This window comes from Pseudomonas cichorii, assembly GCF_019719005.1.
Classification (GTDB): Bacteria; Pseudomonadota; Gammaproteobacteria; order Pseudomonadales; family Pseudomonadaceae; genus Aquipseudomonas; species Aquipseudomonas cichorii_E.
This window is the reverse complement of the sequence record NZ_JAIGPJ010000017.1, coordinates 1-19,395: the sequence shown is the minus strand read 5'-3', so window position 1 is coordinate 19,395 and position 19,395 is coordinate 1. Positions and strand designations below refer to the sequence as shown.

The following is a 19,395-nucleotide window of genomic DNA, read 5'->3' as shown; positions in this document are numbered from 1 at the left end:
CCGATCACCCCTCTAGAGTAAGGTCACTTTCACCTCGATGTGATCTGGAAAATGACCATGCGCGCTCTCAAAGTTCTGATCCTTGAAGACAACCCTTTTCAATTGATGGCCCTGCACCAGATGCTCAACGCCAATCAGGTGTTTCAGGTGTTGGCCGCAGACAGCGTCGAAGCCGCCCGGCAATCGTTGCTCAATCGGGGAGGGGTCGATATCGCCATATGTGATCTGCAGATGGAGGGCGCGGATGGCCTGGATTTGATCGCTCATCTGGCTCGAAGTGGCCAGGCCCGGGCGCTGATCATTCTCAGCAGTGCTTCGAAGTCGGTGCTCGATGGCGTGGTTCAACTGGCTCGCAGTCAGGGGCTTGAGGTATTGGGGGGCTTGCAGAAGCCGGCTTCGGCAGCCCGGTTGTACGATTTGCTCCAGGCATATGGGCACTTGCCCCAGACTCCGGCTAAAAGCGTATCGAAGCCTCAACATGTTTTCTGTGCCGGGCAACTGCTTGGTCCACAAGCCGGTGAAAACGGCCTGAATGCGTTGTCACTGGCCGAGCAATGGATCGCCCACTTTCAACCCAAGGTCAGTGTCGACGGTGAGGTGCTTGGCGTCGAGGCGCTGGTCCGCTGGCAGCATCCCGTGCATGGCCTGTTGGCACCCGGCAGTTTCATGTCGGTGATTGAAAGCGAAGGACTGGTCGTGCCGTTGACCTGGCGAGTGCTTGAGCTGGCTCTGCAATTGTCTGCCGACGTCAGGTTCCGGCAGGGCGAGGCGTTGCCTGTGGCCGTGAATATTGCACCGCAGGTGCTTGAACAGACGGATTTTGCTACGCGAATCACGGGGCTTCTGGCCCTGTATGAACTCCCGGCAAGCATCCTGACCCTGGAAGTGCTCGAACATGACGCCCTGGAGCCTCAGGCCTGGCAACTTGAGGCGCTGCTGCGTTTGCGCATGCTGGGCTGCAAGTTGTCCATCGATGACTTCGGGATGGGAGCATCGAACATCCAGCGGCTGTTACAGCTGCCGTTCTGCGAACTGAAAATCCCGACCGAGTTCGTGCGAGGTATGGCGGACGACGCTCGCAAGTCGGCTGTCGTGGCCGGGGCGATGTTCATGGCTCGCCGCCTGTCGATGGACGTGGTGGTGGAAGGTGTGGAAACCATCGATGACTTTCACAGCCTGATGGTGCTGGAAACCCCTGCCATTCAGGGCTATTTCATTTCTCGGCCATTGAGTGCGGCAGACCTGCTGGTCTGGCTTGCCGAGCGCAAGAGGAACAAACCGCAGGCGGCATCCCGCAAGACGGCGGGTCAGGACAGCCCATGTTCCTGCAGGTAAATGAACAGTGCTGCCTCGTTGCCCAGGCCGAGCTTGCGCATGGCGCTGACTTTCTGGGCGCTGACGGTTTGCTTGCTGCGGTTCAGTTGTGTGGCGATTTCACCGACGGTGTTTCCGGCTGCGAGCAGGCGAACGACTTCCAGTTCCCTGGGTGACAACTGTTCAAGCGGCTTCGGTCTGTCAGTTCCATGATCCCCTGCCTTCAGCAGAACCCGGTGTACCGAGTCGGCGATGAACACTTCCTGTCGGCGGGTGCTCCTGATGGCAGCAGGCAACTCGCTCGCCACGCTGGCCTTGCTCAGTAACCCTTTGACATTGAGTGCCAGCATCGCCTGGAACAGTCCCGGGTTGCTCAATGTTGTCACTACGATAACCGGCAGTTGCGGGAAGTCGCGATGAATGCGCTGCAGCAGGCGTAAACCATCGTTCTGCCGTTCGGCAGGCATCATGAAGTCCGTGACCAGCACATCGCATTCATGGTTCTTGAGCATCAGCAGCAGTTCGTTCGGGGTGCAGGCCTGTGCCACGACATGGGCGGTGTTTTCCTGCTCGATCACCACGCGCAGACCGATCAGAAATATCGGATGGTCATCGGCCAGGATGATGCGCAGGGGGTGATCAGCGGAAGTGCTCAAGGTATTGCTCCATCGGATGGCAGCCAGGGTCATTGCATACGATGTTGCGGTTTGGGTATCGCCTTGATCTACAGGCGTTCCGTAGGATTTTTGACGTAAGTTATGTTGAATTTTCCTATAGCTGTTGAGCCGATCTGAACTCCGGTTTTTTCCCTGTCATATTCCACAGGCATGCTCGGTCATCTGAGCCATCCAATGAACCTCGCAGGCGAAAGAACTTTCCGCGCTTGCCGATGGTCAGTGATAAGCACCTTTGCATTCAAACTGTTGAGTGGTGATCCAGATGGAAAATATCAGCTTACTGCTAAACGAAGCGCTGGCTCCCTACCAGGTCAGCCTCAGCCCGGAAGGTCTGGTAACACTGAGGGATGCGGCAGGTGCCATTGTGATCGAGCGTCGTTTCAGCGCCGATCAACTGGGCGATAAACGCCAGCTCACAGATGTCGTGGATGGTCTGCACCGGGATTTGATGGTTGCCGAAGGCCGTATCGAACCTTGCATGATCGCCGCGATGCGCCACGCCGAACTGAGCCGTGGGTTCACCGCGCCGGCTTTTGCCTGAACGAGCCAGGAACCTTCCTCCTTGCGAGCGTTCACATAAATTGTGGCAGGTTCGATCATTGTGCTCCGGTGATCGAAAACCTCCCAGGTGTTTGCCCCGGGCAGTTCTCCCCTCTGCCCGGGGTTTCTTTTTTAATTTGTCTCGAAAAACGCTTTGGCATCCAGTATGTACTGCGTACGCGATTCCGGCTCCAGCCAGTTCGCATAGAAATTCAACAGGCTGGTTTCGCGCAGGGTGCGCATTTCCCGGTTGATGATTTCCATGGCCTGCCTGCCTTGCGGGGTGTCAGAGCAGCCAATGTGGGTGAACTGGTATTTGGGTGTGTTCTTGACCGGCAGGAATGTCAGTTCCTCGGGGCTTATCCCCTGCAACAGGGCGTGGGCGCGGGCTTCGGGCCAATAGCTGATCAAGGCTTGCAGGCGTCCCAGCCGTTCCATTTGCAACAGGCTGCCGACGGCGTCATTGCCGTAGTGCTCGTTCAACTCCTGTCTTGGGGTATGACTGAGCGTTTCATCGATCACGCTTCCGTAACTGCGCTCTGCAACGACCCCCAGCTTGATGGTCTTGCTGTCCATCAGCGCCCGCAGGTCGATATGCCCGTCGGCGATGAACGGGGTGAACAGTGCCATGTCATTCTTGCGCACCACCAGCCCGTTGCTGAACACGATATAGGTCGGAATCGAAAAGACGATGGTCTTTGCCCGTGTCGCGGTCCACAGCAAGGTCGGATCGCAGGTCAACGTCGGGTCGTTGAGCATCTGTGTGCTGCGGGCTCGATTGACCCTCATCAGCACATGCTCATACTCGGGCATGCGGGCCGTCAGGACCGGCATGAATTGATCGATAGCGCCTTGCCCCTGATAAGGGCCGGAAAATATCGTCGCCGGTGGCATATCGCGCAGGAGCCAGATCAATCTGTCCTTGGCCTGGCTGATGCCTGGGGACCCGGATAATGCCAGTGCCAGCAGCAACCCGGTCAGACGCAATGCTGCAGACGGCGAGGCGAGAAAAGACATTCTCTGGTTTCATCCCGAAAAATAGTATTCAAGTGAACGGACCGTGATTGGATCGTTGCAGTGACGACGGCGTCACAAGTGATTCAAATCCTGACATCAGGGTCAACATGGTTGCCTTTTCGCAGCCTTAAATTGCATCAATGTCTGCCAGCAGGCCAGTGTATTTTGCTTGCCGGGGCAATGAGGTCGTTCCACGGGCCTGTATCGGTTAGACTTGCGCCTTTTCCCCGACTCTAGAAGCCCGTTCATGGCCCAGCCGTCCACGACCTACAAATTCGAACTGAACCTCACCGATCTTGATCGTGGGGTCTATGAAAGCGTCAAGCAGACAATCGCCCGTCATCCGTCCGAGACTGAAGAACGCATGACCGTGCGTCTGCTTGCCTATGCCTTCTGGTACAACGAGCAATTATCTTTCGGTCGTGGCCTGTCTGAAGTAGACGAACCGGCGCTCTGGGAAAAAAGTCTCGATGACCGTGTCCTGCACTGGATCGAGGTCGGCCAGCCTGACGCCGATCGCCTGACCTGGTGCTCGCGTCGTACCGAGCGCACCAGCCTGCTGGCCTATGGCAGCCTGCGTGTGTGGGAAGGCAAGGTGGTTCCGGCGGTCAAGAACCTGAAGAACGTCAACATCGCGGCCGTGCCGCAGGAAGTCCTGGAGCAACTGGCCAAGGACATGCCACGGGTCATCAAGTGGGATGTGATGATCAGCGAAGGCACTGTGTTCGTGACCGATGATCGTGGCCAGCACGAAGTGCAGTTGCAGTGGCTGGCAGGTGAGCGCGGCTGACAGCCCGGCCTTGAACGACCCGACCCGATTGTTGAATACACAGAGAATCAGCTGAACCGCATGCGCATCGAACCCCGTCTGTTGCCCGATACACTGCCTTTTCTTGGCGACCTGCCGCCCTTGCTCACCCGGCTGTATGCCGCACGGGGCGTGATGTCCGAGGCTGAACTGGACAAAGGGCTGGCGCGGTTGATCCCGTATCAGCAGCTCAAGGGGATCGATGCGGCGGTAGAGCTGCTGGTGACGGCGCTGCAGGAGCGCCAGCGTATTCTGATTGTCGGTGACTTCGATGCCGACGGTGCGACGGCCAGTACCGTCGGGGTGCTGGGGCTGCGCCTGTTTGGTGCTGCGCATGTGGATTATCTGGTTCCCAATCGCTTCGAGTACGGCTACGGCCTGACCCCGGAAATCGTCGATGTGGCCTTGCAACGCGCCCCTCAATTGCTGGTCACTGTGGATAACGGCATTTCCAGCGTCGAAGGCGTGGCGGCGGCCAAGGCGGCAGGGCTGAGCGTGCTGGTGACCGACCACCACTTGCCGGGCCATGAACTGCCGCAAGCTGACGCCATCGTCAACCCGAACCAGCCCGGCTGCACGTTCCCGAGCAAGTCACTGGCAGGCGTCGGGGTGATCTTCTACGTACTGATGGCCTTGCGCGCCCGTTTGCGGGCCATCGACTGGTTCAACAGCCAGCAACGTGCCGAGCCCAATCTGGGCGATCTGCTTGATCTTGTGGCTTTGGGCAGCGTGGCCGACGTGGTGCCGCTGGACGCCAATAACCGCATTCTGGTCCATCAGGGCCTGATGCGGATTCGCGCCGGTCGTGCCCGGCCCGGGTTGCGGGCCATCCTTGAAGTGGCGCGTCGCGAGCCTTCGCGCATCACCTCCACCGACCTGGGCTTCATCCTTGGCCCACGGCTGAATGCGGCGGGTCGCCTGGACGACATGAGCCTGGGGATCGAATGCCTGCTGTGCGATGACCCGGTCCTGGCCCGGGAAATGGCGGTGCAGCTGGATGAGCTGAACCAGGACCGCAAATCCATCGAGCAAGGCATGCAGCGCGAGGCGCTGGCACAGCTCAAGGACTTGCCGGTGGAGTCCATGCCGTTCGGGTTATGCCTGTTCGAGCCCGATTGGCACCAGGGTGTCATCGGTATCCTCGCCTCGCGCCTGAAAGAGCGTTATCACCGCCCGACCATTGCCTTCGCCAGTGCAGGGGAGGGTGTGCTCAAGGGTTCGGCCCGTTCGGTGCCCGGCTTTCACATCCGCGATGCACTGGACGCGGTGGCCGCTCGTCATCCGCAACTGATCAGCAAGTTTGGCGGTCACGCCATGGCCGCTGGCTTGTCATTGCCGGAAGAAAACTTCCCGATGTTTGCTGAAGCCTTCGACCTGGAGGTACGGCGTCAGCTCAGTGAAGAAGACCTTACCGGGCGGTTGCTCTCGGACGGTACGCTGGCAGTCCAGGAGTTTCATCTGGAACTGGCGCGTGCGCTGCGCAATGCCGGCCCATGGGGACAGCACTTTCCCGAGCCGCTGTTTCATGGTGTCTTCCAGCTGGTCGAGCAGCGCGTGGTCGGTGAGCGGCACTTGAAAATGGTGCTCAGGACCGAGTGCGGCTCGGTAAAGCTGGATGGCATCGCTTTCGGCGTTGATCGCGACATCTGGCCCAATCCCAACATCCGTTGGGTCGAACTGGCTTACAAACTGGACCTTAACGAGTTTCGCGGCAATGAAACGGTGCAGTTGATGGTGACCCATATAGCGCCCCGCTAATCAGCCGGAACCCGGCCACCTTTCACGTTGTCGACTAGGCTCTGTAGACACAAAACAGTCCAGCGCCTGATTTTCAACCTGAGAGGTCGCCATGAGCCTGCTGCTTGAACCCTACACCCTTCGCCAGCTCAAACTACCCAACCGCATCGCTGTTTCCCCCATGTGCCAGTATTCCAGTCTCGATGGCCTGGCCAACGACTGGCATCTGGTCCACCTGGGCAGTCGTGCCGTGGGCGGTGCGGGGCTGGTGTTCAGTGAAGCCGTTGCTGTGACCGAAGATGGCCGCATCACGGCCCAGGATCTTGGCCTGTGGAACGATGAGCAGATCGAGCCCCTGCAACGCATCACCCGTTTCATCGAGTCCCAGGGCTCGGTGGCAGGTATTCAACTGGCCCACGCCGGACGCAAGGCCAGTACCTGGCGTCCCTGGCTGGGCAAGCATGGCAGCGTGCCCGAGAGTGAGGGCGGGTGGAAACCCTGGGGGCCATCGGCCATTGCCTTCGATCCGCAACACACGGCTCCGGTGCAACTGAGCGAAAGCCAGATCCAGGGCCTGATCCAGTCTTTTGTCGACGCCGCCCGTCGTTCCCTGATCGCGGGCTTCAAGGTGGTCGAGATTCACGCCGCCCATGGCTATCTGCTGCATCAGTTCCTGTCGCCATTGAGCAATCAGCGCACTGACCAGTATGGCGGTTCGTTTGAAAACCGTATTCGCCTGACGCTGCAAGTGACGGAAGCCGTGAGGGATGTCTGGCCGCAAGAGTTGCCGCTGTTTGTCCGCGTATCGGCCACCGACTGGGTGGAAGACGGCTGGAACCCTGACGAAACGGTTGAGCTGGCGCGTCGCCTGAAAACTCTGGGTGTAGACCTGATCGACGTTTCATCGGGTGGCACTTCGGCCAATGCTGAAATCCCGGTCGGCCCCGGTTACCAGACGCGCTTTGCCGAGCGCGTGCGCAAGGAGTCGCAGATTGCCACCGGTACGGTGGGCCTGATTACCGAGCCTGCACAGGCCGAACATATCCTGCGCACCGGACAGGCCGACATCATCCTGCTGGCGCGTGAATTGTTGCGCGACCCGTACTGGCCGTTGCATGCCGATGACGATCTTGGCGGACGCAAGGCGGTCTGGCCTGCGCAATATCAGCGTGCGACCCACCGTGACCAGCCGATCCACGAGTCCGATCTGCGGGACTGATCACTCAGGCACAGGGGCTCAGTCAGGCTCCTGTGCCGTTCCATCCAGCAGTTCAGTGATACGTTTGCTCAGTGTGGTGATTGCAAACGGCTTGGTCAGCACATGCATTCCCGGTTCAAGAGTGTCCTGCTCCAGGGCGGCGTTCTCGGCGTAACCGGTCACGAACAGCACTTTCAGATCCGGACGCACCGTTCTGGCCGCATCGGCCACCTGGCGGCCATTCATACCGCCGGGCAAGCCGACATCGGTGATCAGTAAATCAATGGTTGTCCTGGATTGCAGAATCACCAGGGCCGCAGCTCCATGCTCGGCTTCCAGGACTTTGTAGCCCTGTTCTTCGAGTACTTCGCTCATCAGCGCACGCACGGCCGGTTCGTCGTCCACCACCAGGATGGTTTCGCCGCCTGCGCTCTGTATGAGTGGAATATCGAGGCTGCTGTCATGTTCGAACGGCTCGCTGTCGCCAAGGAACTGCGGCAGAAGAATGCAGATCTTCGAGCCTTTCCCGGGCCGGGAATCGATGCTGACGCCGCCGCCGGATTGCCGGGCAAAACCATAGATCATCGACAGGCCAAGACCTGTGCCCATGCCGATGGGCTTGGTTGTAAAGAACGGATCGAATGCCCTGGCGACCACTTCTTCAGTCATCCCGGTACCGTTATCGCTGACACAGAGCGCCACGTAATGCCCGGCGACCATCTCGTACCTGGCTGCTGTCGCATCATCCAGATAGCGATTGGCAGTTTCGATCTTCAGGGTGCCGCCATCCGGCATGGCATCCCTGGCATTGATGCACAGGTTGAGCAGCGAGTTTTCCAGTTGATGGGGGTCGACCATGGTCGACCACAGGTCGTGGGTGCGCAGGACCTGCATGTCGATGGCCGGCCCGACGGTGCGGTTGATCAGTTCTTCCATGCCCGCGACCAGTTGATCGATATGGGTGGCTTTCGGCGCCAGGGTCTGGCGGCGTGAGAATGCCAGCAGCCGATGGGTGAGGGCTGCGGCCCGTCTCGAACCTTCAAGGGCGCTGGAGATATAGCGGCCCAGGTCTGTGCGGCCCTGATTCACCCGTGACTGGAGCAGTTCTATATTGCCGGTGATGCCCATCAACAGGTTATTGAAGTCATGGGCCAGGCCTCCGGTAAGTTGCCCGACAGCCTCCATCTTCTGTGACTGGCGCAGGGCCTCTTCGGCAATGCGCAGGGCTTCGGAGTGCAGTTTCTCATGGGTAATGTGCTTGCCCAGCGCGAAAACCAGGCCGCCGCCCGGCGCAGAGGTCCAGCCGATCCAGCGATAACTGCCGTCCTTGTGCATGTAGCGGTTTTCAAACAATGGCAGCACGTTGCCGATGGCGTGCCGCAGGGCGTCCTGGGTTCTGGATATGTCGTCAGGATGAACCAGATCCAGAATCGAGTTCCCGATCAGTTCCCCTGCCTCCCGTCCCAGCACTGCACACCACGCCGGGTTCACGCGCAGGAAATGTCCCTTGAAATCGACCATCGCCAGCAGGTCCGGGGAAATATCCCAGAAGGTATTCAGCTCGGCGGTCCTCTGTTCCAGCTTGGCCGTCTGCTGCTTTTCCAGTTCGATCAAGTCGCTGATCAGTTGCTGTCGTTTCTGCTCGCTGGATTCCAGTGCCTGTTTGTCCAGGACATAACGGGTGGTTTCCTTGGTGATGCAGAACATGCCGACGGTGACGCCATGCTCATCGATCAGCGGAGAAAAGGAAAACGACCACCAGGTCTGTTCGTTCTCGCCATAGCGAGCCATGGTCAGTGGCATGTCTTTGCACTGGTAAGGTTTGCCGGCCAGTGCGCCTTCAACCATGGGCAACACCTGATCCCATACATCGGCCCATAACTCGGGGGCCAGAGCACCGATGGCATTGTCCTTGCGCGGTCCGAGAATGGGTGTGTAGGTGTCGTTATGGAAGAAGACCAACTCCGGTCCCCAGAGCAGATACATCGACTCCGGTGAGTTCAGGATCAGATTCAGCGCGGTTTTCAGTGAGGCAGGCCACTGTTCTACCGGCCCCAGAGACGTCTGGCTCCAGTCCTTGTTTCTTATCGTCCGGGCCGTTTCGCTCATGCCCGCTGGAAAACCAATGCTTGACGTCACTTCAGGCAAGCTCCGGTAAAGCAGCACGGATGGGATGGCGTATTCATGAGGTGTCTGAAATCTATTATCGATGCACCCGGATGGGCGCGTGATGTCTCTGGGGGAATTGACCTTTGAAACGGGTCAGGGTTGCACAGGTTGCGGGTTAACTTTTTCGGGCATGAAGTGATTGCCCGGGACGCATCATCTGCAACATTCAGATGCACACCATAAATCATCCTTGTGAGACTTCCCATTAACCTGCGTGTCAATGAATCATCTGACTAGACCTGTGGAGGTTTCTCATGAATACGCGTGGTTTGCTTGACCAGTTGCTCAAGTCTGGACAAAACATGTTGCAAGACAAGGTAAGCGGCAAATCCGGCAAGCGTTCATCCGGCAGCGACGCGCTGGTAAATGGCCTGGGTAGTCTGCTTTCCGGTTCGAAATCCGGCGGCAAGAGCGGTGGACTGGGGAGTTTGCTGTCCGGTGCGGGCGGCGGTGCGCTGGCGGCCGGGGCTATGAGCCTGCTCAAGGGCAAGCGCTCCGGGATGGGCGGCAAAGTGTTGACCTATGGCGGTCTGGCCGCGCTGGGCGTGCTGGCTTACAAGGCTTACAACAACTGGCAGGCCAGCCAGGGTATTACGGCTCAGCGTGAGCCCCAGACCATCGACCGCTTGCCCGAGTCTCAGGCTGAAGAACACAGCCAGGCCATCCTGCGGGCTCTGGTGGCGGCAGCCAAGGCTGACGGTCATGTCGACGAGCGTGAGCGCGAACTGATCGAGGGCGAGTTCAGCAAGCTGAGCAACGACCATGAACTGCAACACTGGCTGCACGCCGAACTGCACAAACCGCTTGATCCTTCGGAAGTGGCACGTGCTGCGAAAACACCGGAAATGGCGGCCGAGATGTATATCGCCAGCGTGATTCTGGTGGATCAGGAACACTTCATGGAAAGGGCCTACCTTGACGAACTGGCGCGTCAGTTGAAGCTGGCTCCGGGCCTCAAGTCCGAGCTGGAAGAGCAGGTGCGTCAGGCCCAGTAAATGGCTGAACAGAGGCGAGGGCTATGTCATTGTCGATAGCCCTCCGGATTACAACGCTTACTTGTCCCGGCAATACCCTTCACATCTCCCGCCCGTTCTGTTTTCTGAACTAACCCGCCAATATCGACACTTTCAATTTCCTTTTCCTGCAAAACGCTAATACACAAAAGGCTGGGCTATACTCAGGCCGCTTGGACCGTCTGTCGGTCCGCTTCTTGAACACGGCCAGATGCCGTTGTTGAACTCTTGAGGACTGACTGTGAAGAACTGGACTCTGCGCCAAAGGATTTTGGCGAGTTTTGCCGTCATCATCGCGATCATGCTGTTGATGGTGGTTGTGTCTTACTCGCGCTTGTTGTCGATTGAGTCCAGCGAGGAACAGGTTCGCCTCGATGCGCTTCCAGGCGTCTATTACAGCACTCTGGTGCGCAGCTCCTGGGGCGAGAGTTACATTCGCACTCTGGAGCTGATCGGCGAAGGCCGGGCGCGACCGCTGACCAAGCAGGAGCAGGATCAGTTCGAAGGGTTCGACGATTATCTCCAGACCCAGATAGATGGTTACAAGAAGTCCATTTTCGACGAGGCTGAAAGAGCCAACTTTGCCCTGTTCGAGAAACGGCGCGAAAGCTATAGCCGCTTGCTCAAGGAAGTCCATGCTTCCTATGGCGCGGGCGATTATGCCAAGGCGCGTGCCGAATTCTATGAGCAGGTGAATCCGGTCTGGAGTGAGGGCCGCAAACAGCTCAACGATATCATCGTCGCCAACAAGCTACTGGCCGACAAGGCGACCGAGAGCATTGTGACTGCCGTTTTGGGTGCCAAGATCAGCATGGTCTTTTCCCTGTTGATCGCGCTCATGGCCGCTGGTACCTGCGGTCTGCTGTTGATGCGCTCTATCACTGCACCCATGCAGCTCATCGTGAAAATCCTCGACGTCATGCGTACCGGCGATCTGAGTTCGCGCCTGAATCTGGCGCGCAAGGATGAGTTCAACGCCGTGGAAACCGGCTTCAACGACATGATGACCGAGCTGACCGCACTGGTTGCCCAGGCTCAGCGTTCCTCGGTCCAGGTCACCACGTCCGTCACCGAAATTGCGGCCACTTCGCGTCAGCAGCAGGCCACCGCCACTGAAACTGCCGCCACGACCACTGAAATCGGTGCGACCTCGCGTGAAATCGCTGCCACCTCCCGTGATCTGGTCCGCACCATGACTGAAGTAACCTCTGCTGCCGATCAGGCTTCGGTCCTGGCCGGTTCCGGTCAGCAAGGGCTGGCGCGCATGGAAGACACCATGCATCAGGTGATGGGCGCGGCCAATCTGGTCAACTCCAAGCTGGCGATCCTCAACGAGAAGGCCGGTAATATCAATCAGGTGGTGGTGACTATCGTCAAGGTCGCGGACCAGACCAACCTGTTGTCGCTCAATGCCGCCATCGAGGCCGAGAAAGCCGGTGAATACGGGCGCGGTTTTGCGGTGGTTGCCACGGAAGTGCGTCGTCTGGCCGATCAGACCGCCGTCGCCACTTATGACATCGAGCAGATGGTGCGTGAAATCCAGTCAGCGGTGTCCGCTGGCGTGATGGGGATGGACAAATTCTCCGAAGAAGTGCGACGTGGCATGTTCGAGGTCACCCAGGTGGGCGAGCAGCTTTCGCAGATCATTCATCAGGTCCAGGCTCTGGCACCGCGGGTGCTGATGGTCAACGAGGGGATGCAGGCCCAGGCCACGGGCGCCGAGCAGATCAATCAGGCATTGGTCCAGTTGGCCGATGCCAGCAGCCAGACTGTCGAGTCATTGCGTCAAGCCAGTTTCGCCATCGACGAGTTGAGTCAGGTCGCGGTAGGGCTGCGCAGTGGCGTCTCGCGATTCAAAGTCTGAGTCCGGGCCATGATGGATCTCTCACCCAAACGCCAGGGCCCTGTGCCTGTCGCGAACAAGCTGTTTCTGTTGTTCCGTATCGGCGAGGAGCGTTACGCGCTGGAGGCCATCGAGATCTCCGAAATCCTGCCGCGCGTGAAACTCAAGGCCATCGCTCATGTGCCCCATTGGGTTGCAGGGATCTTCGCCCATCGTGGTGAAATCGTGCCAGTCATCGATATCAGCGCCCTGAGCACCGGGCAGTCAGCACCAGCGCGTACCAGTACCCGCATGGTGCTGGTGCATTATCGTCATGATGCGGCGCACCCGGCGCAGTTGCTCGGGCTTATCCTGGAGCAGGCCACCGAAACCTTGCGTTGCCCGGTTTCGGAGTTCAAGGAGTACGGCCTGGAAAACCGCCTGGCGCCTTATCTGGGGCCGGTTCGAGAGGACGAGCAGGGGCTGTTGCAATGGATTCACGTTCAGGAGCTGCTGACCGAACCCGTGCGTGAGCTGCTATACCCCATTCCTCCGCTTGATCTGGAGCTTCTTGAGGATGCGCCATGAGCGATGACTCGCGCTTTTTCAGTTTTCTCAAGGATCGCATTGGCCTGGATGTCACCTCCGTGGGCGAGGCCATTATTGTGCGTGCGTTGCGCCAGCGCTCTCAGAACACCCACTCGGTGGATGACGAGGCCTATTGGCAGTTGCTGCTGAGTTCGCCCGAAGAGCAGCAAGCGCTGATCGAAGCGGTGATCGTCCCGGAAACCTGGTTTTTCCGTTACCCCGAGTCCTTCCTGACATTGAGCAAGCTGGCATCGGAGCGCCTGATAACGCTTAACGACGCCAGGCCATTACGCATTCTCAGCCTGCCGTGCTCCACAGGCGAAGAGCCTTATTCCATTGCCATGGCGCTGTTCGACGCCAATATCGGCGCGCAGCATTTCAAGATCGATGCCATCGACATCAGTCCCTTGTCGATTCAAAAGGCCGTTCGCGGCATCTATGGCAAGAACTCGTTCCGGGGCACTGATCTGGGCTTTCGTGATCGGCATTTCAAGCCGGTGGGTGATGGCTATCAGATTGAAGACAGGGTGAGGGTGCGGGTCAATTTCCAGGCCGGCAATCTGCTGGACCCGGCTCTGGCGACTCAGGAACCTTACGACTTCGTGTTCTGCCGCAATCTGGTGATCTATTTCGATCAGGCCACGCAACGCCATGTATTCAAGGTACTCAAGCGCCTGACCCGTGAAGATGGCGTGCTGTTTATCGGCCCTGCCGAAGGCAATCTGTTGAGCCGGGTCGGCATGCGTTCTGCCGGTATCGCCCAATCGTTCGCCTTCAGGCATGCGCCGGGGCAGGACACGGGTGGGTCTGTACCTGTGGAGCCTGTACCGATTGCCCGCAGCGTTGCGCCACCGGTTCGCGAGCCTGCCCGGCCAGCGCCACGGCCTTTCGCGCCTGCATCGGTCAGTGCGCCTGTTCCTTCCCGGCCCGCGCCCGCTGCCACAGGCGGCGATGATATCGCGACTCAACTGGCGACCATCGCCAGCCTGGCCAACGAGGGCAAAAGCGTGGAAGCGCGTGCGGCTTGCGAACGTTATCTGCAGCGGCACGAGCCGGTGGCGCAGGTGTTCTACTGGCTGGGGCTGCTCAGCGAAGTGGAGGGTAATGTGGCGCAGGCTCAGGGTTTCTATCGCAAGGCGCTGTACTTGCAGCCGCAGCATCCTGAATCCCTGGCGCAACTGGCTGCCTTGCTGGCCTCGCAAGGGGACAGTGCCGGTGCCCGTCGCCTGCAGGATCGCGCTACCCGTGGCGCCAATAAACAAGGAAGCAATCGATGACGGGGCTGTCCACTCTTGCGAGTCTGACTCACGACGACGCCCAGGCCATCGATGATTGCTGGAACCGCATCGGCATTCACGGTGACCGTTCCTGCCCGGTATTGCCGGAGCACATCCATTGCCGCAACTGTGCGGTGTACTCCGCTGCAGCCACTCGCCTGCTCGATCGCTATTCCCTGCTCCAGGAGCATCGCGACCAGTTTCAGGGCAGTCAGTTGCAGGGTGATGTCCAGACCCGCTCGATCCTGGTTTTCCGCCTGGGTGATGAGTGGCTCGGGCTGGCGACCCGTAGCCTGGCGGAAGTCGCGCCCGATCAGGCCATCCATTCGTTGCCCCATCAGCGTTCCCGTGCGCTGCTCGGTGTGGCCAATGTTCGTGGCGCCCTGGTGGCATGCATTTCTCTGGTCGAACTGCTGGGGCTCGACAGCGGATCAGTGCTGGCCACCAGCGGGCGTGTGGTGCCGCGCATGTTGATCATCGCCGCACAAGGCGGGCCGGTGGTGGTGCCGGTGGATGAAGTCGATGGCATTCACGCCATGGAAGAGCGCCATTTGAATGCGGCGTCGGCCTCCGGCACGCATGCCAATGCACGATTTACTCGTGGTGTCCTGCAATGGAAGGGTCGCAGTCTGCGTTTGCTCGATGAAGATGAGTTGTTGGCGGCGATCAACCGGAGCCTGACATGACCCCCGATCAAATGCGCGACGCCTCACTGTTCGAGCTGTTCACCCTGGAAGCCGAAGCCCAGACCCAGGTGTTGAGTGCCGGCCTGCTGGAACTGGAACGCAATCCGACCCTGGCCGATCAGCTGGAAGCCTGCATGCGCGCCGCTCACTCCCTCAAGGGTGCGGCGCGGATTGTCGGGGTCAATTACGGCGTCAGCGTGGCCCATGTCATGGAGGATTGTCTGGTCAGCGCCCAGGAAGGGCGATTGCTGCTCCAGGCCGAACACATCGACGCCTTGCTCTCGGGCACCGACCTGTTGATGCGCATTGCCACGCCGACTGACAGCAGCATCGGGCAGAGCGATATCGACAGCTATGTCGAGCGCGTGAATACATTGCTGGCTTCCGGAGCCGGCGCTGCGCGCCCGGTCAGCGTTACGTTGCCTGACCTGTTGCCAGATTCATCGTCAGAGTCGTTATCCGATCTGCTGACAGCCAGCGATTTACCCCTGATCGAGCCGCTGCTGGTGCCTGTGCCTGGCAGCAATCAGGCCTCCCTTGATGCGCTGGCTGCCGCTTTGCGTCTTGAGCCGCCGACGCCCCCCGAGCCTCTGGTGGCCGAACCGGAACCTGCGCCCGCCGCGACACGCGAGCGCCGGGTGTCCGATGGTGGCGAACGAGTCTTGCGGGTGACCGCCGAACGTCTCAATGGCTTGCTGGATCTGTCGAGCAAGGCGCTGGTGGAAACCCAGCGCCTGAAACCCTTGCAGGCCGGCATGCAGCGCCTCAAGCGCCTGCAGGTCAGCAGCGACAGGGCGCTGGAAGTGCTTGGGGCATGTTTTGGCGATGCGGGTCTGGAACCTGACGCACAGAAAGCTCTGGATGATGCCCGCGATTTTCTGTCCCAGGCTCAACAGATGCTGATCCAGCAGGCTGCCGAGCTGGATGAGTTCGGCTGGCAGTCGGGGCAGCGAGCGCAGTTGCTGTATGACACCGCACTGGCCTGCCGGATGCGCCCGTTTGCCGACGTGCTCACTGGTCAGGCGCGCATGGTTCGCGATCTGGGGCGTGAGCTTGGCAAGCAGGTTCGTCTGAAAATCGAGGGTGACAAGACTCAGGTCGACCGCGATGTGCTTGAAAAGCTGGAAGCGCCTCTGACCCATCTGCTGCGTAATGCCGTGGACCACGGCATCGAGTCTCCCGAGCGACGCAAGGAGCTGGGCAAGGACCCGGAAGGGCAGATTCTTCTGCGCGCCTCTCATGAAGCTGGCCTGCTGGTGGTGCAGCTCAGCGACGATGGCAATGGCGTGGATCTCGAACGTCTGCGCAGCAACATCATCGAGCGCAAACTGTCGCCTGCCGAAACCGCTGCGCAGTTGAGCGAAGAGGAGCTTCTGAGTTTTCTGTTCCTGCCGGGTTTCAGCATGCGGGACAAGGTCACTCAAATCTCCGGTCGCGGCGTAGGCCTTGACGCCGTGCAGCATATGGTTCGCCAGATGCACGGCAGTGTCGAATTGCAGCAGTGGGCCGGTGAAGGCAGTTGCTTCCGCATCGAAATGCCGCTGACGCTTTCGGTCGTGCGCAGTCTGGTGGTGGAGGTGGGCGGCGAAGCCTATGCCTTCCCGCTGGCGCATATCGAGCGCATGCGTGATCTGCAGCCCGAAGATATCGTGCAACTGGAAGGGCGCCAGCATTTCTGGCATGAAGATCGTCATGTCGGCCTGGTTTCTGCCAGCCAGTTACTGAATCGCCCCCAGTCACAGCGCAACGATGAAGCGCTCAAGGTGGTGGTGATTCGCGAGCGTGATGCCGTGTACGGTGTCGCGGTGGAGCGGTTCATTGGCGAGCGCACGCTGGTGGTCATACCGCTTGATGCCCGCCTGGGCAAGGTTCAGGATGTGTCCGCTGGCGCTTTGCTCGACGATGGCTCTGTGGTGCTGATCGTCGATGTCGAAGACTTGCTGCGTTCGGTAGAGAAACTGCTCAATACCGGGCGCCTGGAGCGCATAGACCGGCGTAACCGTCAGGTTGACCATGTGGCGCGCAAGCGCGTACTGGTGGTCGATGACTCGTTGACGGTTCGTGAGCTGGAGCGCAAGTTGCTGGTCGGCCGTGGTTATGAAGTGGCCGTTGCCGTTGATGGCATGGATGGTTGGAATGCCTTGCGTTCCGAGGACTTTGACCTGCTGATCACTGATATCGATATGCCGCGCATGGACGGCATCGAACTGGTGACTCTGGTGCGTCGGGATACCCGGTTGCAATCTCTGCCAGTGATGGTGGTTTCCTACAAGGATCGTGAAGAAGACCGGCGCCGTGGCCTGGATGCGGGCGCCGACTATTATCTGGCCAAGGCCAGCTTCCACGACGATGCCTTGCTTGATGCCGTCGCTGAATTGATAGGGGAGGCGCAAGAATGAAGATCGCCATCGTCAATGACATGCCTATGGCTGTAGAAGCCTTGCGTCGTGCGTTGGCATTCGAACCTGAGCATCAGATTGTCTGGGTGGCCGGCAATGGTGCCGAAGCGGTCCGGCTTTGCGCCGAGCAGACGCCGGACCTGATCCTGATGGACCTGATCATGCCGGTCATGGACGGGGTCGAGGCCACCCGCCAGATCATGGCCGAAACACCATGCGCTATCGTTCTTGTGACTGTTGACCGTGAGCAGAACGTCCACCGTGTGTTCGAGGCCATGGGCCATGGCGCACTGGATGTGGTGGATACTCCTGCTATCGGTGCAGGCAACCCGCGGGAGGCAGCCGCGCCACTGCTGCGCAAGATATTGAATATCGGCTGGCTGATCGGCCAGCGCGCCCCTCGCGAGCGAACGGCGCCACCGTCGCTGCGTCAGGCTGCCATGCGCCAGGGGCTGGTTGCCATCGGCTCGTCGGCCGGAGGCCCGGCGGCGCTGGAAATTCTATTGAAAGGGCTGCCGGCGAGTTTTCCGGCGGCTATCGTCCTGGTGCAGCATGTGGACCAGGTATTTGCTGCGGGTATGGCCGACTGGCTGTGTACAGCGTCGGGGTTGCCGGTGCGTCTGGCCCGGGAGGGAGAGCCGCCGCAACGCGGTCAGGTGCTTCTGGCAGGGACCAACCACCATATCCGCTTGTTGAAGGATGGTACGCTGGCTTATACGGCTGAACCTGTAAACGAAATCTACAGGCCTTCTATCGATGTTTTCTTCGAGAGTGTGGCCCGCTACTGGAATGGTGATGCAGTGGGTGTTTTATTGACCGGCATGGGTCGAGATGGAGCTCAAGGGCTTAAATTGATGCGCGAGCAGGGCTTTCTGACCATCGCTCAGGATCAGGCCAGTTCTGCTGTCTACGGCATGCCCAAGGCTGCCGCTGCAATTGATGCTGCCGTTGAAATCCGGCCATTGCAGACTATCGCGCCTCGCCTGACCGAGGTATTCGCCCAATGACTGTCCAGGTGAATTCACCCGCCGCCGGTGACCAGGAGATGCATCATGCATGACGTGCAGCCCGAAGAATTGAAGACTGCCGATGAAAACTCGGCGATGGTGCTGCTGGTGGACGATCAGGCGATGATCGGTGAAGCCGTGCGTCGTGGTCTGGCCAACGAAGAGTCCATCGACTTCCACTTCTGCGCCGACCCCCATCAGGCCATTGCCCAGGCCATGCAGATCAAGCCGACGGTCATCCTGCAGGATCTGGTCATGCCGGGGCTGGACGGGCTGACACTGGTGCGCGAATACCGCAACAACCCCATGACCCGGGACATTCCGATCATCGTGCTTTCCACCAAGGAAGACCCGCTGATCAAGAGTGCGGCGTTTGCGGCGGGGGCCAACGACTATCTGGTCAAGCTGCCTGACACCATCGAACTGGTGGCGCGCATCCGTTACCACTCCCGTTCCTACATGACCCTGTTGCAGCGCGATGAAGCCTACCGCGCCTTGCGGGTCAGCCAGCAGCAACTGCTCGACACCAATCTGGTGCTGCAACGCCTGATGAACTCCGATGGCTTGACCGGCCTGTCCAATCGTCGTCATTTCGATGAATACCTGGAGCTGGAATGGCGCCGGGCGACCCGTGAGCAGAGTCAGCTGTCGCTGATGATGATCGATGTGGACTACTTCAAGGCCTACAACGACAACTTCGGTCACCTCGAAGGCGACGAAGCCTTGCGTCAGGTGGCCAAGGCGATTCGCGCCAGTTGCAGCCGTCCGTCCGATTTGCCGGCCCGTTATGGCGGTGAAGAGTTCGCCATGGTCCTGCCCAATACCACCCCCGGTGGCGTACGGTTGCTGGCCGAAAAGCTTCGTCAGAGCGTGGCGGGCATGAATATCCCGCACATCGCCCCGGCGCCGGGCTCGACGCTGACCGTGAGCATCGGCGTGGCGACCGTGATTCCGCAGAACGGCCTCAACAGCCGGCAACTGATCCTCGATGCCGACAAGGGCCTGTACCTGGCCAAGCACAGTGGTCGTAATCAGGTGGCGGTGGGCGGTTAAGACTTGAACTGCCCCCAAAAAGTTGGACACCCATCCAACCCTTGGGGGACGTTATGAGTAAGTACACAGAATCATTCAAGCTCACCGCCA

Annotated in this window: 16 protein-coding genes; 13 read left to right on the top strand and 3 right to left on the bottom strand. The window is 59.5% G+C overall.

The annotated features are described in order from the left end of the window. The first annotated feature begins 57 nt into the window (after positions 1 to 57). Positions 58 to 1,335 carry an EAL domain-containing protein gene (locus K5D32_RS14155; RefSeq protein ID WP_221576721.1) on the top strand — a complete coding sequence of 426 codons (1,278 nt, stop codon included), beginning with the start codon at positions 58 to 60 and terminating at the stop codon, positions 1,333 to 1,335. Here K5D32_RS14155 and K5D32_RS14150 read toward each other — a convergent pair. After that, positions 1,308 to 1,970 (bottom strand): response regulator transcription factor, encoded by a 663-nt coding sequence (locus K5D32_RS14150; RefSeq protein ID WP_221600682.1) that lies wholly within the window; start codon positions 1,968 to 1,970, stop codon positions 1,308 to 1,310. The two genes, K5D32_RS14155 and K5D32_RS14150, sit on opposite strands and share 28 nt — an antisense overlap. 283 nt (positions 1,971 to 2,253) lie before the next feature. Here K5D32_RS14150 and K5D32_RS14145 point away from each other — a divergent pair, with 283 nt between their 5' ends. Beyond that, on the top strand, positions 2,254 to 2,532 hold the full coding sequence (locus K5D32_RS14145) for a DUF3509 domain-containing protein (RefSeq protein WP_221600679.1): 279 nt from the start codon (positions 2,254 to 2,256) through the stop codon (positions 2,530 to 2,532). A gap of 131 nt (positions 2,533 to 2,663) precedes the next feature. Here the strand turns inward: K5D32_RS14145 and K5D32_RS14140 are convergent, their stop codons facing one another. Beyond that, the gene (locus tag K5D32_RS14140; protein ID WP_221576843.1) at positions 2,664 to 3,500 is read right to left on the bottom strand and encodes a TIGR02285 family protein; all 837 of its coding nucleotides are present in this window, start codon (positions 3,498 to 3,500) and stop codon (positions 2,664 to 2,666) included. A 295-nt stretch (positions 3,501 to 3,795) separates the two neighbouring features. Between K5D32_RS14140 and K5D32_RS14135 the strand changes: the two genes are divergently transcribed. From K5D32_RS14135 to K5D32_RS14125, 3 genes are all read left to right on the top strand, one after another. Then, positions 3,796 to 4,338 (top strand): YaeQ family protein, encoded by a 543-nt coding sequence (locus K5D32_RS14135; RefSeq protein ID WP_025258897.1) that lies wholly within the window; start codon positions 3,796 to 3,798, stop codon positions 4,336 to 4,338. Positions 4,339 to 4,398: 60 nt separating this feature from the next. Further along, positions 4,399 to 6,114 carry a single-stranded-DNA-specific exonuclease RecJ gene (gene recJ, locus K5D32_RS14130; protein ID WP_221600677.1) on the top strand — a complete coding sequence of 572 codons (1,716 nt, stop codon included), beginning with the start codon at positions 4,399 to 4,401 and terminating at the stop codon, positions 6,112 to 6,114. A 91-nt stretch (positions 6,115 to 6,205) separates the two neighbouring features. Beyond that, the gene (locus tag K5D32_RS14125) at positions 6,206 to 7,312 is read left to right on the top strand and encodes an NADH:flavin oxidoreductase/NADH oxidase (protein ID WP_221600675.1); all 1,107 of its coding nucleotides are present in this window, start codon (positions 6,206 to 6,208) and stop codon (positions 7,310 to 7,312) included. Between the two features lie 18 nt (positions 7,313 to 7,330). Here K5D32_RS14125 and K5D32_RS14120 read toward each other — a convergent pair whose 3' ends face one another. Next, the gene (locus K5D32_RS14120) at positions 7,331 to 9,430 is read right to left on the bottom strand and encodes a PAS domain-containing sensor histidine kinase (RefSeq protein ID WP_221600673.1); all 2,100 of its coding nucleotides are present in this window, start codon (positions 9,428 to 9,430) and stop codon (positions 7,331 to 7,333) included. 284 nt (positions 9,431 to 9,714) lie between these two features. On the opposite strand from K5D32_RS14120, the gene K5D32_RS14115 reads away from it, so the two are divergent. From K5D32_RS14115 to K5D32_RS14080, 8 genes are all read left to right on the top strand, one after another. Further along, a complete protein-coding gene (locus tag K5D32_RS14115) occupies positions 9,715 to 10,455 on the top strand; it encodes a tellurite resistance TerB family protein (RefSeq protein WP_200985819.1) in 741 nt (246 codons plus the stop codon). 259 nt (positions 10,456 to 10,714) lie between these two features. Then, positions 10,715 to 12,337 (top strand): methyl-accepting chemotaxis protein, encoded by a 1,623-nt coding sequence (locus K5D32_RS14110; RefSeq protein ID WP_221576727.1) that lies wholly within the window; start codon positions 10,715 to 10,717, stop codon positions 12,335 to 12,337. Positions 12,338 to 12,346: 9 nt separating this feature from the next. Further along, entirely contained in the window at positions 12,347 to 12,883 is a 537-nt protein-coding gene (locus K5D32_RS14105) for a chemotaxis protein CheW (protein ID WP_221576728.1), read from the top strand. After that, positions 12,880 to 14,160: a protein-glutamate O-methyltransferase CheR gene (locus K5D32_RS14100; RefSeq protein ID WP_221600670.1), complete on the top strand. Its 1,281-nt coding sequence runs from the start codon at positions 12,880 to 12,882 to the stop codon at positions 14,158 to 14,160. Before K5D32_RS14105 ends, K5D32_RS14100 begins: the two co-directional genes overlap by 4 nt. Further along, on the top strand, positions 14,157 to 14,846 hold the full coding sequence (locus K5D32_RS14095) for a chemotaxis protein CheW (RefSeq protein ID WP_221593783.1): 690 nt from the start codon (positions 14,157 to 14,159) through the stop codon (positions 14,844 to 14,846). The genes K5D32_RS14100 and K5D32_RS14095 overlap by 4 nt, the downstream gene beginning before the upstream one ends. Continuing rightward, complete coding sequence (locus K5D32_RS14090) at positions 14,843 to 17,245, top strand: hybrid sensor histidine kinase/response regulator (RefSeq protein ID WP_221600668.1); 2,403 nt, start codon at positions 14,843 to 14,845, stop codon at positions 17,243 to 17,245. Before K5D32_RS14095 ends, K5D32_RS14090 begins: the two co-directional genes overlap by 4 nt. Beyond that, a complete protein-coding gene (locus tag K5D32_RS14085; protein WP_198724855.1) occupies positions 17,242 to 18,252 on the top strand; it encodes a chemotaxis response regulator protein-glutamate methylesterase in 1,011 nt (336 codons plus the stop codon). The genes K5D32_RS14090 and K5D32_RS14085 overlap by 4 nt, the downstream gene beginning before the upstream one ends. A gap of 45 nt (positions 18,253 to 18,297) precedes the next feature. Beyond that, complete coding sequence (locus K5D32_RS14080; protein ID WP_221576731.1) at positions 18,298 to 19,305, top strand: PleD family two-component system response regulator; 1,008 nt, start codon at positions 18,298 to 18,300, stop codon at positions 19,303 to 19,305. The last annotated feature ends 90 nt before the right edge of the window (positions 19,306 to 19,395 follow it).

Excerpts from the sequence above, each read along its gene's own strand:
- K5D32_RS14155 (WP_221576721.1), top strand. The coding sequence starts at position 58 with ATGCGCGCTCTCAAAGTTCTGATCCTTGAAGACAACCCTTTTCAATTG.
- K5D32_RS14145 (WP_221600679.1), top strand. The coding sequence starts at position 2,254 with ATGGAAAATATCAGCTTACTGCTAAACGAAGCGCTGGCTCCCTACCAG.
- K5D32_RS14135 (WP_025258897.1), top strand. The coding sequence starts at position 3,796 with ATGGCCCAGCCGTCCACGACCTACAAATTCGAACTGAACCTCACCGAT.
- recJ (WP_221600677.1), top strand. The coding sequence starts at position 4,399 with ATGCGCATCGAACCCCGTCTGTTGCCCGATACACTGCCTTTTCTTGGC.
- K5D32_RS14125 (WP_221600675.1), top strand. The coding sequence starts at position 6,206 with ATGAGCCTGCTGCTTGAACCCTACACCCTTCGCCAGCTCAAACTACCC.
- K5D32_RS14115 (WP_200985819.1), top strand. The coding sequence starts at position 9,715 with ATGAATACGCGTGGTTTGCTTGACCAGTTGCTCAAGTCTGGACAAAAC.
- K5D32_RS14105 (WP_221576728.1), top strand. The coding sequence starts at position 12,347 with ATGATGGATCTCTCACCCAAACGCCAGGGCCCTGTGCCTGTCGCGAAC.
- K5D32_RS14100 (WP_221600670.1), top strand. The coding sequence starts at position 12,880 with ATGAGCGATGACTCGCGCTTTTTCAGTTTTCTCAAGGATCGCATTGGC.
- K5D32_RS14095 (WP_221593783.1), top strand. The coding sequence starts at position 14,157 with ATGACGGGGCTGTCCACTCTTGCGAGTCTGACTCACGACGACGCCCAG.
- K5D32_RS14090 (WP_221600668.1), top strand. The coding sequence starts at position 14,843 with ATGACCCCCGATCAAATGCGCGACGCCTCACTGTTCGAGCTGTTCACC.
- K5D32_RS14085 (WP_198724855.1), top strand. The coding sequence starts at position 17,242 with ATGAAGATCGCCATCGTCAATGACATGCCTATGGCTGTAGAAGCCTTG.
- K5D32_RS14080 (WP_221576731.1), top strand. The coding sequence starts at position 18,298 with ATGCATGACGTGCAGCCCGAAGAATTGAAGACTGCCGATGAAAACTCG.